This window comes from Hyphomonas polymorpha PS728, assembly GCF_000685315.1.
Classification (GTDB): domain Bacteria; phylum Pseudomonadota; class Alphaproteobacteria; order Caulobacterales; family Hyphomonadaceae; genus Hyphomonas; species Hyphomonas polymorpha.
The window spans coordinates 32,681-48,638 of the sequence record NZ_ARYM01000022.1 but is presented as its reverse complement, the minus strand read 5'-3'; the positions used below and the strand labels follow the sequence as shown (position 1 = coordinate 48,638).

Below are 15,958 nucleotides of genomic sequence, written 5' to 3'. Positions count from 1 at the left end.
CCCTGTGTACGCGGAAATGGATTACAAATGAATATCACGATCCCGTAGATTTCTCCTGTCAGGACAAGTTTGCACCACTGATCTCGCCCTGATGGCGCACGCCGTTAACCTTAACAAGGTCTAAAGGGCTGCTTTGGAATTTTATCAAAATTGAAATGTTGGGCTGTGGCGGGGTTTCAAAAAGCGAGCAATTTCCGATCAATTTGGCTTTGCCAGGCGCCGCCGGTATCCTCTACAAGCGGCCGATGCCGACATTGTCCCTCGCCCCCGCCTGTGCTGCCGACTACAGACTCCGAGCAGAAAAGCGCCTCCCGCGCTTCCTCTTCGACTATCTCGACGGGGGCGCGTATGCCGAACTGACCCTCCGGCGCAATGTGGCTGACTTCGAGGCTCTGGAGCTGCGCCAGCGCATCTTGAGAGATGTCTCCGCATTGACCACGGAGAAGCGTTTCCTGGGCGCCACATTAACGATGCCGCTGGCACTTTCCCCTGTTGGCCTGTCGGGCATGATGGCCCGCCGGGGTGAAGCCAGCGCCGCGAAGGTCGCCGGGGAGTTCGGCCTCCCCTATTGCCTCTCCACCCTGTCCATTTGCTCGGTCGAGGAAGTCGCCGCAGCCACCAAAGGCCCGCTCTGGTTCCAGCTCTACATGATCCGCGACCGCGGCTCGGTGGCAGACCTGATCGCCCGCGCCCGGTCTGCGGGAGCTGCGGCTCTGGTCCTGACCGTCGATCTGCCGGTCGTCGGTACGCGCTACCGCGACGTGCGCAACACCATGAGCGGTGGTGGCGGCGCGTGGGCGCGCGTGCGCCGGGGCCTCCTATCCTACATGATGCACCCCAGTTGGTCGCTGGATGTCGGCGTCCGGGGCGGGCCTCATATCCTCGCCAACGTCGCCCCTTACGTCAAAAACGCGTCTACCCCGGCAGACTTCTCCGCCTGGGCCAATTCCTCGCTCGATCCCTCGGTCAGCTGGAAAGATATCGAATGGATCAAGTCCCAATGGGGCGGACCGCTGATCATCAAGGGCATCCTGGACCGCGAAGACGCGCTGGAAGCCGTCAATTGCGGCGCTGACGGAATTGTCGTGTCAAACCATGGGGGCCGCCAGCTGGACGGGGTGGCCTCCTCCATACGCGCCCTGCCCCCGATTGCCGAAGCGGTTTCGGGCAAGACGCTGATCCTGATGGATGGCGGCATCCGCTCAGGCCAGGACATGCTCAAGGCCCTCGCCAGCGGCGCAGACCTCACCATGATGGGCCGCCCCTGGGTCTACGCCCTCGCAGGCGGCGGCGAAAAGGGGCTCACCCATCTGCTGGCCGCAATGAAGGGCGAGCTCACCGTCTCGATGGCCCTGACCGGCATCACAAAGGTCACGGAAGCCTCCCCCGGGCTGCTTTCCGGCAACGATTGATCTGTAGCGAAGGAAACGCCGGATCAGTCAGCCGCCCTCAGCGCTTCGATAAACCCATCCACGCGCGCGCGATACTCTGCCTCGCGGATGTTGTACCCATCGCAATGGCCGGCCTCTTCAATCAGCCAATAATCCGCTGTCTGATTGCTGCGCTCAACCAGCCGGTCAGCATGGGCTTCGATCACCCAGGGATCCTGCCCGCCATGGATCAGCAGGAGGGGACGGGGCGCAATCTGATCGATAACGTCCTCCGGCCGCTCATAGTCCTCCAGCCCCATCCGCCAGCGCGACATGGCCACAACCGCGCGCCCCCAGATGCTGGTTGCCCAGTTGGCTTTCAGGCCAAGCTTGCCAAGCCGCCGGTTTGCCTTGTCAGCGACGAAATCTTCAAAACTGGAGAGGGACGCCTCCACGATGATCCCGTCGATGGAGCTGTCCCGCGCAGCCGCAATAATGGCGGCAGACCCACCCAGGGAACATCCATAAGCAACCACTGTCTTGTGGCCGCGCCGGCGCATTTCCTCCACTGCAGCCACGGCGTCCTCCGCTTCTCGCACCGCCAGGCCGATGCCCCGGCCGCGACCATCGCTCAACCCGTTTTCGCGGGCATCAAACATCAGAACGTCTGCGCCCAGCCCATGCAGCATCGACAGCTGGTCAAAATAGCTCTGACGATTGCCGCCGGCTCCATGCAGGGTCACAATGGCTAGATCCGCAGGCTGATCTGAGGGCACGAGCCAGCCGCGCACCGTCTGCCCATTGCGCGCCGGAAAGCTGATATCCTCGAAATCGAGGCCTGCCTCGGTCTTGGGGGTCTGCGCGAAGGTGAACGTTTTGGGATCAGGCTGATGATAGCCTTGCGGGCTGGTCAGCGACCTGGACTCCAGCCAGACCGCAACGAAGCTGGCCAGAAGCAGGACTATAATTGCCACCAACACTGCGGCGCCAATACCGCCCAACGACCAACCGTTCATGCTTCACGCGTCCTCGAACTGTTCAATATTCCGGGCATTCAGCACCGCCAGCCGCCGCTGAAGCTCCTCGACGATAACCCCGATACTGCCATCGGCCAGCAAGGTGTCATGGTAGGCATCTAGTGTGACGATATCCAGCTTCCCGGTAATCAACCCCTGCCAGCCGAGCATCTCGCCCGACCTGGCAAACATCGCGCTGGTGCGCTCCGCTCTGAACAGAAGAACATCGCCATCATAGGGCTCGGGGAAATAGCGCCCCTGTGCCTCAAGATACACAGTTTCGCATTGCTCCGACAGCATCTCAATCTGGGACTTCCCCTGATGCTCGCCATTACCGGTCAGCTTGGCCTGGATCTTTTCCTTGAGACGCCCGCCGTGATGGGTAATCCGCCGCGCAATATAAGCACCATCAAGCTTCGTCAGCATACCAATCTTATCAGCGAGACTGAGCGGCATGGAGGCTTCCTGCGGGGCAAGCGTGTCCAGCATTGCAAGAAGCTCAACCTCGCGGCCACTCCGCCGCAGCTGGTGTGCCATCTCCACAGCAATCACGCCGCCGCCGGAATAGCCAACCAGCCGGTAAGGCCCGTGCGGATCGACCGTCAACATGTGGCGAATATAAAGTTCCGCCATCTCTTCAACCGTCTCGAGGAAGGGTAACGTCCCGTCGATCCCCTGCGCTTCAATTCCGTAGATCGGTGTGTCGCCGCGCAGACGATCCGCGAGCGGTTTGAACCAGAGTATGTTCCCGCCTGCCCCATGAATGAGAAAGACCGGCTTCACGCCCGGCGCTCCGGGCGCCATCCGCACCAGAGGCGTCCAGCGGCTCTTGGCCGGCGGTTTCGCTGCGCGTGGTTTAGACGTTTCAGATTTCTTCTTTGGCTCCGGCGGATGTGCGGCGGGCGCCGCCGCAGGCTCTTCTTTTGCGGCTGTGTCTTCGGGCTGGTCAGGCATTTTCTCTCGAACCAGCAAAGCCAGTGTGCGGATCGTCGGAGCCTGCAGCAGCGCGCTGAGCGCCAGTTCCACGCCCATCTCGCGCCGGATACGCGCAAACAGACGCACGCCCGTCAGAGATCCCCCGCCATAAGACAGGAACTCCTCATCAAGACCCAGCGTCTCAACGCCCAGGATTTCCGAACACATCTGCGCAAGGCGCTGCTCCACCGGATCGCCACCGGTCATCACCCTGTTTTCGGACGATGCGGACTTTGCGGTCATGGCAGGCCCGTTGGTAGCCCGCAGGATCTGCGCCACAGAGACGGGCGATACAACGAATGAGCGCCCGCCCTGCGCGAAAAGCTGCTCAAACACCGCCTGCGCCTCAGCCGCGCGGATCCCTTCCGCCAACAGACGGTCCCGTATGGGGGCCGACATATCTGGCACAGCGGGGATTTCCCCTCCGAAAGTCACGCGCTTGAACGACGCCCCCCGGATTTCAAGCAGCACTCCGCCGTTCTTGTCCACAAGGTCCACATCAAAGGTGGCAGCGTCATCGCTCTGCGATGTCAGCCGGCTTTCCGCCAAGAATTCTCCGGTCAGCGCCCGGAAAACACGGACCGATTCAATCGATACCGGCGCAAACACCCCGCGTTTTACATCATTCTCCAGCAGGAAGAGCCCCGCTGCAAAGCTGGTGTCGAACAGCGCCGGATGGATACGGTAGGTTTTCAGATCGGCTGAAAATTCTTTAGGCAGAGCAAATGCGGCGCTGACGGCGCCGTCGCCCGTGGCCGCGCGCGCAACATTGCTCCAGCGCGGTCCAAAGCCGACACCGCGCTCGGCCAGCGTCAGGCGTCCGGCATCGAGCCCCGTGTTGCAGGAAGCTGTGGCTACCGGACTTTGCGCGGATGTCCGCTTTGCCACCTGCGCATCGAAATGCAGCAGCCAGCTCTCCCCGGCATGCGCCCGGCTCTCCACCTCAATGCGGAAGCCATCCTCCTCCAGCGGCGTAAGCGTTGTGCGCACCTGGCGGGACTGGCGAGGCCGGATCGCCAGCGGTGCAACATAGCTTATCTGGCTGATCTCGATGGCATCCCCAAGGCCCGCGCTCAACGCGGCCGCGCTCGCAATCTCTACGTAAGCTGCGCCGGGCAGCACAGCAATATCGCCGATCCTGTGCTCGCTCAGTGTCCAGAGGGTCGCCTCCGAATAGGTTTCCGCAAATTGCAGCGTGCCGTCCTTCGTTTCCTGCCGGGCGCCCAGCAGCGGATGCAGGGAGCCGGCATTGCCAACAGCGCCGGCATCGGCGGCGCGTTTGGCCATGCCGATATCGGCCCAGACACCCCAGGTGATAACCATGCCATCCTTGCGCGAAGCCGCCACAGCTTCGGCAATCGCATTGCCCGCCACATAATCGCTCTGTCCCGGCGGCGTGATCAGCACGCTGGTGGAGGAGAATACCGCGAAAACATCCAGGGTACCGTCCGGCAACAGACGGTCCAGAACACGGGCGCCTTCTGCCTTGGCCGAAAGCACCCGGCGCGCCTCATCCAGAGATTTCATCGCCATGGGCGTGTCATCAATCATGCCGGCTGCATGGAAAACGCCATTTACGGCGCCGAACCGTTCGCGCGCCTGTGCCAGCGCGCCGTCCATCGCCGCCTGGTCGGCCACGTCCGCTGCCACCACCAGCACTTCGCCGCCAAGGTCTTCCAGCGCCAGCAGATCGCGCGCCCGCGCCACATCGGCGGGCCCGCCCCATCCCGCCGCCAGTTGGCTCCAGCTTTCACGCGGCGGCGCCTGCGTCCGTCCGGTCAACACCAGCCGCGCTTTCACCGCCCCGGCAAGATACCGCGCCAGTTCGAGACCAATGCCGCCCAGACCGCCCGTGATCAGATAAACGCCCTTTTCGCGCAGCGCCGGGCGCAGCTGCGCCGCCGCCCCCCGCTTCAGGGCGGGCGCAAGGCGCTGGCCATGGCGCCAGGCGGTTACGGCGGCATCCCCCGTAGAATCCAGCTCACTGATGATTGCACTGGCGCGCAGCGCAGGCTCGTCAGCAGCATCAAAATCCACCACACGCGCCCGCACACCCGATTGCTCGGCGCTCAACATCCGCCACGGCCCGAGAACGCCTGCCTGCATCGCGTCACACGCATTGCCCTCTTCAGCGGCGAGGGCATTCTGTGTCGCGGCAAGGAAAAGCGCCTGTTCTGCCCAACCGGAAAGCTGCAGCGCCTTTGCCAGCGCAAAGCTCGCCTCAAACGCGCCGAGGGGGCCCTCCCCGCCGGCAAAAATCAGCGGCCAAAGGAATATGACAGAATCCGGCTCCTCGACAGCCTTGGAAAGCTCTTCAATCAGTCCCGAATAATCCTGCGCGCCCACATTGAATACAAAGTCGCCGTCCGTCTGCCGGGGCGCCGCTGCATCAGGATCATGACGCACGAGAACACATGTATCGCCGCGCGCGCGCAGCCGGCTGATAGCCTCAGCGGCAAAATCACTGCCGTCACTGAACACGATATGCGTGCGGGCGCCATGCACGGCGGCGTCCACCGGCGCGGCATCGAACACCCGCGCCTCGAACCAGTCTTTTACATCCGAAGCCCGGAATATCTGGGGCTCATCCGTTTCGGCAGCCGCCTTGCCTTTTCCAGGCTCGATCCAGTGCCGCTGACGCTCGAAAGCATAAGTTGGCACCGAAACCTTCCGGTGTCCTTCACCCTTCCGCACACGCGCAAAATCAACAGGCATGCCCAGCGACCAGAGATGACCGAACGCCGACAGCGCAAAGGATTGCGCATCAAGCTGCTCGACTGCCGTTGGCAGGCTCGCCACCACGCCGCGCGGGGAATGCTCGGCCTGCGCCAGACCGGCCAGGGCGCACAGCGCCTGTCCCGGCCCGATCTCCACCAGAATTGTCTCAGGCTTAGACAGTGCCGCTGACAGACCGTCAGCAAACCGCACACAGCCGCGCAGATGGTTCACCCAATAATCCGATGTCGCCAATTCCTGCGGAGTGGCCGGCGCGCCGACAAGATTATTGATGAACTCGATCTTCGGCGGTGAGAGCTTCGCCTTGTCAAGCCGCGCGCGGAAACGGCCAAGACCGCTGTCCAACATTCGCGAATGCGCCGCCACCTTGATGCGAACCGGCGCATGCTTGATGCCTTCCGCCTCGAGACGTTTTGAAAACGCCGCCAGCGGCGCGTCCGCGCCGGATACGACCGTCACCTGCGGCGAGTTCAGTACTGCGATATCCAGATCCTCACCGATGAGCGCGCGCACGCGCGCTTCATCATCCTGAACACTGATCATACCGCCCGCAGGCACCGTCTCGAAAACTTCGCCGCGCACGAGAACTATGCCAATCGCATCTTCGAGCGACATGATACCTGCCAGCACAGCGGCAGCATACTCGCCTGCGCTATGACCAATCACGGCGTCTGGCGTCACCCCCCAGCTTTGCCAGAGTTTGGAAAGCGCATACTCGACAATGAACACCGCCAGCAAAGAATAGGTCGGCCGTTCCAGCGCGACAGAATCTTGTTTGAACTCAGAGGACTCAAACATCAGCCTGCGGATGTCTCTGGCAAGGCCCGCCTCAAGGATCTTGAAACAGTCCTCAACAGCGCCGCGGAAAACCGTATTGTTCTCGTAGAGCGAGCGGGCCGCGTTGGGGTATTGTGCGCCGCCACCGGGAAACATGAAAACGATGCGCGGCTTGGCATCCTTCGCAACGGACGCCGTGCGCCGCCAGGGGCCATTCGGCGAAAGCTGCTCGGCCAACTCCTGCACATTGGCGGCAACCACGGTTGCCCGGTGCGCAAAATGCTTCCGGCCTGTCTGGGTGGTGAACGCGGAATTAGCGATACAGAAGCCCGGCGCCGGCGTTTCGGCAAAATCGCGCCATTTGGCGACAAGCCCCTCGAGCGACACCCGAGTTTTCGCAGACAGGGTGACTATCTGCGGCCCGGACGCCATCACCGGCGCGCGCACGGGCGGCTCCTCTATCACGACATGCGCGTTCGTTCCGCCAACCCCAAGAGAGTTGATGCTTGCCCGGCGCGGCCTGGCGTTGCGGCGCCATTCCTTCTGCTCACCAACCACCCGAAACGGACTGCGCGCAAAATCAAACCGGCTGTTGGGCTTGGAGAAATTGAGCGTTGCAGGCAGCTTTTCGCCGCGCATCGCCAGCACAACCTTGATCAGCGAGGCAATGCCCGCCGCTGTATCCAGGTGGCCGATATTCGTTTTTACCGAGCCGATCCCGATGGAGCCTGGCGCAGCATCGCCATAAGCCTGCTGAAGCGCCGACAGCTCGATCGGATCGCCCACCAGCGTGCCCGTGCCGTGCGCTTCAATATAGTCCACGCTCCCTGGATTCACACCGGCAATCGCCAGCGCTTCGGCCGCGGCCATTGCCTGCCCGTCAATGCTCGGCGCCAGATAGCCGGCCTTGCGCGCGCCATCATTGTTGATGGCCGAACCAAGGATCACCGCATGGATATTGTCGCCATCGCGCAGCGCATCATCGAGACGGCGCAGCGCCACCACGGCCGCGCCGCTGCCAAACAGCGTGCCGTCTGCTTCGTCGTCAAAGGCGCGGCAACGCCCCGTCGAGGACAGGATTTCACCTTCCGCATACCGATAACCACGGCCATGCGGCAGATCGATACTCGCTCCGCCCGCCAGCGCCATATCGCATTCGCGCGCCAGAAGGCTCTGCACCGCCATGTGGATCGCCACCAGAGATGTGGAACACGCCGTCTGGATGCCAACGCTCGGGCCGTGCAGGTTCAGCAGGTAAGACACCCGCGTGGTCAGGAAGTCCTTGTCATTGCCGGTGTGGCGCAGGAGGAACATGCCCTCGCTCTCAACCAGTTCAGGATTGGAGAGCAGATTGAACGCAAGATAAGCCTGCATCCCGCATCCGCCAAACACGCCGACAGCGCCGTCAAATTCATCCGCAGGCATATGGCCCGCATCTTCCAGCGCCTCCCAGCAGCATTCGAGGAAATGCCTGTGCTGCGGATCCAGGATCGCCGCTTCCCTGGGGCTGAAGCCGAAGAAACCTGCATCGAACATTTCCATGTCCGGCAGAGCCATCGTCGCCCGGATGTATCGTGGATCCTGGATGGCGGCAAACGACTCCCCCGCTGCCAGCAGCTCCTCCGGCGTCAGCCAGCGGGTCGCGTCCCGGCCCGCTTCCAGCATGGACCAGTATTCACGAACTGACCGGGCGCCGGGAAAATGTCCGGCCATGCCAACGATGGCGATGCTGTTCTCATCTGCCATACCATCAAGCCCCCGCAGGATCGCGGCGGCGCGCGGCAAGGCGCGCCTGCGCCCGGCCGATGCCTGTGTTCGGCTTATCCTTGTCATCGCTGCCGCCGCCCCGGATGCGGGCCGCAAGCGTGCGAACCGTCGGGAAACGGAAGACATCCGTGATCGTCACAGCGCCGGAAAATTCGCTCTGCACACGGCGCAGCATCTGGAATGCCAGCAGGGAATGCCCGCCCAGATCAAAGAAGTTGGCGTTCACATCCACTGCCGAAAGGCCCAGCAGCTCGCCCCAGAGGGCTGCCAGCTTCTGCTCCACTTCGTCGGTCGGCGTCTCCACGGTGCCCTGCACCACGGCTTCCGGCGACGGCAGCGCCTTCCGGTCGATCTTGCCATTCGGCGTCAGCGGCAGACCGCTGAGAACAACAATGTGCGCCGGCACCATGATTTCCGGCAGGCTGCGTGAAAGTTCCGCACGCAGCGCTTTCGTGTCCAGCTCCGCGCCGGGCTTCACCACGCAGTAGGCCACCAGGCGCTTGCTCTCGCTGGTATCGCCCAGCGCCACCACCACGGACTGGTTGATGCCCTCCTGGGCCACCAGCGCCGCCTCGATCTCGCCAAGCTCGATCCGGTGGCCCCGCAGCTTCACCTGATGGTCGATCCGTCCAAGGAATTCCAGTTTGCCATCAACATGGCGGCGCACAAGATCGCCCGTGCGATACATCAGCTCGCCGGGCCGGTCTGTCAGTGTCACAAACCGCTCCGCCGTCAGTTCCGGGCGGTTCCAATAACCCAGCGTTACGCCGTCCCCGCCAATCAGCAACTCGCCCGCCGCCAGCGCCGGTTGCGAATGCCCGGAAGCGGAGTCAATGCGCAGCGTGGTGTTGAGCAGCGCTTCGCCCAGCGGAATGAAATCCCCCACCTCGTCGATATGACACATGGTCGACCAGATCGTCGTCTCGGTCGGGCCATACATATTGAACAGTTTCGCTTGCGGAGCATTTGCCCGAAGAGACTTGGCCAGCTCCATCGGCAGCGCTTCACCGCCCACGCAGATCACCTGCAGCCCCGCCAGCCGGTCACGCTCCCCGCCCAGCATCATCGCCATGGAAGGGGTACACTGAAGATGCGATGCACCAAAGAATTCGATATCCTCGGCCACCGTATGGCGCCCCTCATGCGACGGCATTGCGCCGGCCCGGTCCATCACGCGGCGCAGATAGGGCAGATGCTCGATGGCCAGATCCTGATCCACACCGAAATCAACCAGACAGCCGATCTCGTCCACGCCAATGCCGTGGACGCGGCGCGCCATCTCGGCGCAGGTTTCCACTGAGCCGAAAAGACCGCTCGTCTGGAAGTAACGCTCGAACGCATGGTCAAGCAGCGCGTCCATTTCCTCAGGTGTGAGCGGCTCGGCATCCATCACTTCCTGCGCGGTGCGGCCCGTTGCCTGTCCGCGCTGCACCAGGGTCGGGAAGGTCCAGGCAGCATCGCGCACAAGATCAACGGCTGTGCGCAGATAGTTCTTCATCGGCTCACGGACGACCTCGCGAACCCCCTCGTCCGTGTCGCCCACGAATGAGTGCAGCATCAGCGTCACCCGGCCTTCGCCTGGATGCCCAGCCTGCTTCCATGCCTCGCGATACTTGGCGATGTTGCCGCCAAGCTCTGCGACCGACATGCCCAGAAGGTGTGTCAGCACATTATATCCCTGGCGGCCGGCGCTCTCGAACGCTTCCGGCGCCTTGGCAATCGTCAGCCAGATCGGCAGCTCTTTCTGAACCGGGCGCGGCTGGGTGCGGGTGGGCACCTCAACGCCATTGGGATTGACGAAAGGAACCGCCTCCCCGCGCCACAGCCGTTTCAGGATATCAATCCGCTCGTTCAGGGTTTCCTTGCGCTTGGCGAAATTATCCGGGGCCAGAACGAAATCGTTCGGCTGCCAGCCCGTGGCGATGGCCAGCCCAACACGCCCGCCCGAGATATTGTCCACAACCGACCAGTCTTCGGCCACGCGGACTGGATGGTGCAGCGGCAACACGCAACTGCCCGCGCGGATTTGTACCCGCTTGGTGATCGAGGCCAGCGCTGCGCTCGTCACGGCCGGGTTGGGGTAGGAGCCGCCAAAATCATGAAAGTGGCGCTCCGGTGTCCAGATGGCTTCAAAACCATTCTCGTCGGCAAACCGCGCGCCAGCAAACAACAGCTTGTACTGATCGTCATTGGCCGAGGAGGACGCAGCAAAATAGAACAGGCTGAACGGCTTCGCCTTGCGCGCCTCGGCGCCATGCAACGCCACAATCAGGCCGCGCGACAGCGTCCAGAACAGCTCCAGCACGGAGATGTCGAAGTTGGGGCTGGTCACAGCCAGCCAGGTATCGCCATCCTTGTACGGAAGGCGCACATCCATCGCCGCGAAGAAATTCGCCAGCGCGCCATGCTGAACCTTCACGCCTTTCGGGCGGCCGGTGGAGCCGGAAGTATAGATGAGATAAGCCAGATCCTGCGGACCGACATCCACAGGGCGCCAAGTGCCAGCGGAAGCGCCGCGCAGATCACCAAACGCCAGCTGCTGGGCGCGCACGCCGTGCTGCGCGCCGGACGCATCAATGATCACAAATCGCGATTGGCTGTCTTCCAGCATGAAGTCCAGCCGGTCCGCCGGGTAGGCCGGGTCCAGCGGCACATAAGCGCAGCCCGTCTTGAGCACAGCCAGAAGTGCGACGACCATGTCGATCGAGCGGTTCATGCACACGCCCACTGTTTCGCCAGGGCGTACACCGCGCGACATCAGTTGTTCGGCAACGAGGTTTGAAACCGCATCAAGCTCCGCATACGTCATCGAAGCGTCGCGGGTGCGTAGAGCAATCCTGTCCGGCGTGCGGGCGGCCTGATTGGTCACCCCCTGATGCATCGAAACAAAGGGCACAGCCACCGCCTGCCCCGCCTCAAATCCGGCCAGCACCTCGCGCTCTGCCGCCGGGCGCACGTCCATCTGCGTCAGCGTCTGCTCCGGCAGGTCTCTGAGGGCAGCCAGCGCTGTCCCGATATGCCCGGCCAGTGCCTCCGCCACATCGGCATCATATGCAGCCGCAGACACATGCAGCGTCAGCCCATCATCACCGGCGCGCAAAACAATATCCGCATTCGGATGTTTCGGCACCTCATTGCCAACCGCCACAGCCAGCGCAAAATCATCGGCGCGGCCTTGCGCGCGCTCAGACCGCGACCGGCGCATATAGGCATCACATGCCAGCGGCGCCTTGTCCTTCGCGGCATCTGCCAGCGCGCGCGTCTGCGTCACCAGATCTCCGCCCTTGGTCGCCCCCGCGACATCCAGCACCAGCGGCCGCCAGGGCGTAAACCACGCGGCGAGCCGGCCCAGGCCGGCCCATTGCGCGCTGTCATGGAATGCAATCGCCGCCGAAGTGCCGCTGCCCACATGCGCAGACCATGCCGCCAGAGCCGCCACGCCAAGCGCCACATCACCACGCGCGTCCAGAACGAATTTATGTTCGCCCCCGGCAGGCTTCATGGCGCGGGGATAGGGCGCCGCCTCGCTGGCCACAGCGCGGGTGCTGTGCGCCATCCAGAACGTCTCCGCCTTCGCCGCTGCCACCGTGTGGCGCCCCAGTTCGGCAATCTCGTCCGCCAACAGGTCTGGCAGGCGCGCGCCGATGCGCAGATCGTCCGCCTGCGCCGGAATGACCATCACGCCCCGCGCGCAGGTCAGCCCTTTGACACGCAGCAGCTTGCCGCCCTCCGCGGCCACAACGATGCCATCGTCCTCCTGCGCCGTAATGGTACCGTGTGGCACAGGTGAAACGGCATCTCCTGCCGCCTCAACATCGCCCACCAGCAGCACGCGCTGCCCGGTCCACAGCTTCAGGAAAGACAGCGTGTTGGTGTACGGACCGAACGACATCGCCCGCGAAAGGGCCAACGTCTGATCCACCGGCACATCAAAGCGCAGTGTCGCCGCCGCCTCGGGCCGCTTGTACCGGCCAAAGTAAGTCCGCTCGCCTTCCTGCGCCTGCAGGGAAACATTCCCTGCCAAAAGCGCGGGGATCATCGCCTTGAAGGCGGCAAGGCCCGCCTCGAAACATTTGGCGTTGAGGCTGAAAGCGGTGTCGTTCGGATCCATCGCGACGGGCGCAGCCTCAACGATGCCGCCCATATCCGCCTCGGCGGTCATCTCATGCCAGGTTACGCCATGGCTGGCCTCGCCGCCGAGAATAGCCCAGGAGGTGGCGTTCAGGCCTGCATAGCGCGGCAGAGGGCCGTCATGAAAGTTGATCGCCATCTTGCGGGCGCGCTTCAGCAGCGCCTCGGGCAACATGTCGAGATTGGCAATACTGAGAAGATAATCGAAGTCGAGCGCGTCAAGCTCGCCCGTGTTGACCGAACTCTTGTTCAGCACACGCAGGCCGACTGCTTCCCCATGGCTGGCAATGGCCCCGTCCTGAGTAACAATCGCCGCCACCTGGCCACCCGACGCCAAATAAGCATCAAGACATTGCAGCAATAGCGGACCATCGCCTACGAAAAGCGCACGAATATTGTTCACGAACCACCCACTATACGTGTTTTTACTACCAAATTTCCCCACCAGCACGCTACCTCGACGTTAAGGATCGATCAAGCCAGCGGCCTTTGTCACTAGGTCACATTCGATCAGCTTTGGTAAAAATTATAAGCTGAAATTCGTTCGAAACAGGCCGAATGGGCCTCTCGCTTTCCTCCCAGCAGACGGTTTCCCTTCGTCTGATCGCTGCTTGCCCCGCTGGTCCGGCCTGTCGCGCCGGAGGTGAACGGGCAATGATATCCCCTTCACGCTTTCTGCCTGCATGCACTCCGGATTATTGCGCATACCGCCAAATTCCTCCCTGCGCCCCCCTCCCCAGCCGGCGCAGTTAACGCCCTGCAGGATTTAAACCAGAGGCTGTGGAGGGGCTGCTCCCTGTGCCGCCATACCGCTGGCAGTCTCAAAATCTTCAGACTTCCGAAACACTTGGCTCGCTTCTACTCAGCCGCACTGGCCAAAGGCATGCGTCTTGGCACAAGAATCTCATACTGACCCTGCCTTCCGGATTACGTTTCGAACTGAAACACACAAAGATACGCGCATGACCAGTGATCAGAGCCCGGCGGCCCCGGCCCAAGACCAAGAGGTGTCCTCCCGGCAGGTTCTGCGGGCAGCGGCCTGGCTTGGGCTTGCCAAAATATCCAGCTACGGCCTTGGTTTTGCGGGCACAATCATCCTGGCGCGCATTCTGGTGCCCGAAGATTTCGGCGTCATCGCGCTCGCCATGGCGATCATGGGCATTCTGGCGGGCCTGCTCGATCTGCCGGTCACTCAGGCGCTGATTGCCCTCCAGTCGCCCACCGATGACGAGTTCGACACCGCCTGGACTATCTCGATCATCCGTTCCATTCTGGTATCGCTGCTGCTTCTGGCCATCGCCCAGCCCATGGCGATGATATTCAAGATGCCGGAAGTGTCCGGCGTCATCATCGCCCTCACACTGAACGTGATGCTCTTTGGGCTGAGAAATCCGTATTTCGAGAATTTCGCCCGCTCATTGAACTTCACCTGGGATGTCATCACCGAAATCATCTCCAAGACGGTTCAGGTGATTGTCAGCGTTTCGGTTGCGCTGATGTGGAAATCCTACTGGGCCTTCGTCATCGGCCTCATCGCCGGCACTCTGGCGGCGATGATCCTGACCTACCTCACCTATCGCAAGCTGCCCCGCCTGTCGCTCCGCTCGCCCAAGCGCCTGTTCGATTATTCGATCTGGCTTGGCCTCAGCATGATCGTCAGCCGCCTGACAGCAGAAAGTGTAAATCTGATCGCCGGCCGCCGGTTTGGCCAGGGCGCCCTCGGCCAGGTCCATATCGGCAACAAGCTGTCTTCCGACATCTCCTACCTCATTCTCGTGCCGATCATGCGGTCGCTGTTCTCAGCCTTCAGCCGGCTCTCCGACGATATCTATCGCTTCCGCCACGCCTATCTGAAGGCGCAGTCGGCGACCGTCGCGCTCGCCATGCCGGTCGGGTTTGGCCTTGCCCTCGTCGCCGATCCGCTGATCCCGCTGCTGCTGGGCCCCGGCTGGGAACTCGCTATCGTGATTGTCCAGTTCTACGCGCCCTGCACCGGCCTGCTACTGGCCACCGGCCCGATCCGCTCGGTCGCCATGGCGCTCAGCCGCACAAATCTGATGCTGAAGCGGGATGTGGTCGTGCTCATTATCCAGGTCAGCTGCCTGCTGCTCGGCACTTGGCTGTATGACTTCATTGGCTTCCTTGCCGCCTATGCGGTCTCCACCTTTATCGCCACCGTCATCAATCTCTACTTCCTCAAGGGGCTGATCCAGATCAGCATCGTCGATCAGCTAAAGAATTTCAGCCGGTCGATCCTCTCCACTGCCGTGATGATCGGCGTGGTCCTCTTTGTCCGCCCGCTTGCCGAATTCTCCGATACCTTCTTCGGCAATGTGTTGACGGTCGGCATTCTCGCGCTTGCAGGCGCACTGGCCTATGCCGCCGCCCATACCTTGTTCTGGATCGTGAGCGGCCGCCCCGAAGGAATCGAGCGGTCAGCGCTGAACGCGGCAGAGAAAATCAAGCCGAAACTCGCGCGCTTCGGCATCCGCTGAAGCAGCCCGCGCCTCAGGCCGGTGTCAGCAGGCGCTGCGCCGTGGCTGTGATCTTCGCCCAATTGCCCGCCGCGATATCCGCCTGGCCCGCGATCCACGAACCGCCCACCGCAAACACGTTCGGCTGCGCCAGATAAGACGACACCTCGCCTTCCGTGATGCCGCCCGTCGGCATGAATTTCAGATGCGGCAGCGGCCCGGCCAGCGCCTTCAGCGCGGGCACCCCGCCGGCAATCGCTGCCGGGAACAGTTTCAGCCGCTGAAATCCTTCCTCAGACCGCGCCATGGCTTCGCTCGCCGTCGCCACGCCGGGGATCATCAGATGCTCCCGCCCGCCCAGCGCCGCCCGCAAACCCGGCGACATGCCCGGCGACACGAGGAACTCCGCACCTGCATTCAGCGCCGCCTCAACATCCCGCCCGGTGAGCACCGTACCCGCCCCGACGATCAGCCCCGGCGCCGCCTTGCGCATCGCCTCGATCACCTTCAGCCCGTCTGCGGTTCGCAGCGTCACTTCCGCAATCATCACGCCCGCTTCCGCCAGCGCCATCGCCAGGGGCGCTGCCGAAGCAGCCGAATCCACCACCAGCACCGGCACAACCGGCGCTTTTCGGGCGGCGGCATCAAGTTTCTGGATGGCGTCAGTCATGCGTCACGTCCCGGCAGTCAGTCGATGATCAAGCCACGCCGT

6 protein-coding genes are annotated in these 15,958 nt (G+C 62.7%); 2 read left to right on the top strand and 4 right to left on the bottom strand.

From position 1 onward, the window contains the following. Positions 1–245 precede the first annotated feature (245 nt). Positions 246–1,412, top strand: a complete 1,167-nt coding sequence (locus tag HPO_RS15850; protein ID WP_035600926.1) for an L-lactate dehydrogenase — start codon at positions 246–248, stop codon at positions 1,410–1,412. Positions 1,413–1,435: 23 nt separating this feature from the next. On the opposite strand, the gene HPO_RS15845 is transcribed toward HPO_RS15850, so the two are convergent. From HPO_RS15845 to HPO_RS15835, 3 genes are read right to left on the bottom strand one after another with little or no spacing between them, the layout of a single operon-like run. Continuing rightward, the gene (locus HPO_RS15845; protein WP_084324373.1) at positions 1,436–2,386 is read right to left on the bottom strand and encodes an alpha/beta hydrolase; all 951 of its coding nucleotides are present in this window, start codon (positions 2,384–2,386) and stop codon (positions 1,436–1,438) included. Between the two features lie 3 nt (positions 2,387–2,389). Beyond that, on the bottom strand, positions 2,390–8,620 hold the full coding sequence (locus HPO_RS15840; protein ID WP_162174057.1) for a type I polyketide synthase: 6,231 nt from the start codon (positions 8,618–8,620) through the stop codon (positions 2,390–2,392). Between the two features lie 4 nt (positions 8,621–8,624). Further along, positions 8,625–13,175 (bottom strand): MupA/Atu3671 family FMN-dependent luciferase-like monooxygenase, encoded by a 4,551-nt coding sequence (locus tag HPO_RS15835; RefSeq protein WP_035600887.1) that lies wholly within the window; start codon positions 13,173–13,175, stop codon positions 8,625–8,627. Between the two features lie 559 nt (positions 13,176–13,734). On the opposite strand from HPO_RS15835, the gene HPO_RS15830 reads away from it, so the two are divergent. Beyond that, a complete protein-coding gene (locus tag HPO_RS15830) occupies positions 13,735–15,267 on the top strand; it encodes a lipopolysaccharide biosynthesis protein (RefSeq protein ID WP_035600884.1) in 1,533 nt (510 codons plus the stop codon). A gap of 13 nt (positions 15,268–15,280) precedes the next feature. On the opposite strand, the gene eda is transcribed toward HPO_RS15830, so the two are convergent. Continuing rightward, on the bottom strand, positions 15,281–15,916 hold the full coding sequence (gene eda, locus HPO_RS15825; protein ID WP_035600881.1) for a bifunctional 4-hydroxy-2-oxoglutarate aldolase/2-dehydro-3-deoxy-phosphogluconate aldolase: 636 nt from the start codon (positions 15,914–15,916) through the stop codon (positions 15,281–15,283). Positions 15,917–15,958 lie beyond the last annotated feature (42 nt).

What these genes read in the sequence shown, in the direction of transcription:
- HPO_RS15850 (WP_035600926.1), top strand. Translation starts at nt 246, where the DNA reads ATGCCGACATTGTCCCTCGCCCCCGCCTGTGCTGCCGACTACAGACTC.
- HPO_RS15845 (WP_084324373.1), bottom strand. Translation starts at nt 2,386, where the DNA reads ATGAACGGTTGGTCGTTGGGCGGTATTGGCGCCGCAGTGTTGGTGGCA.
- HPO_RS15840 (WP_162174057.1), bottom strand. Translation starts at nt 8,620, where the DNA reads ATGGCAGATGAGAACAGCATCGCCATCGTTGGCATGGCCGGACATTTT.
- HPO_RS15830 (WP_035600884.1), top strand. Translation starts at nt 13,735, where the DNA reads ATGACCAGTGATCAGAGCCCGGCGGCCCCGGCCCAAGACCAAGAGGTG.
- eda (WP_035600881.1), bottom strand. Translation starts at nt 15,916, where the DNA reads ATGACTGACGCCATCCAGAAACTTGATGCCGCCGCCCGAAAAGCGCCG.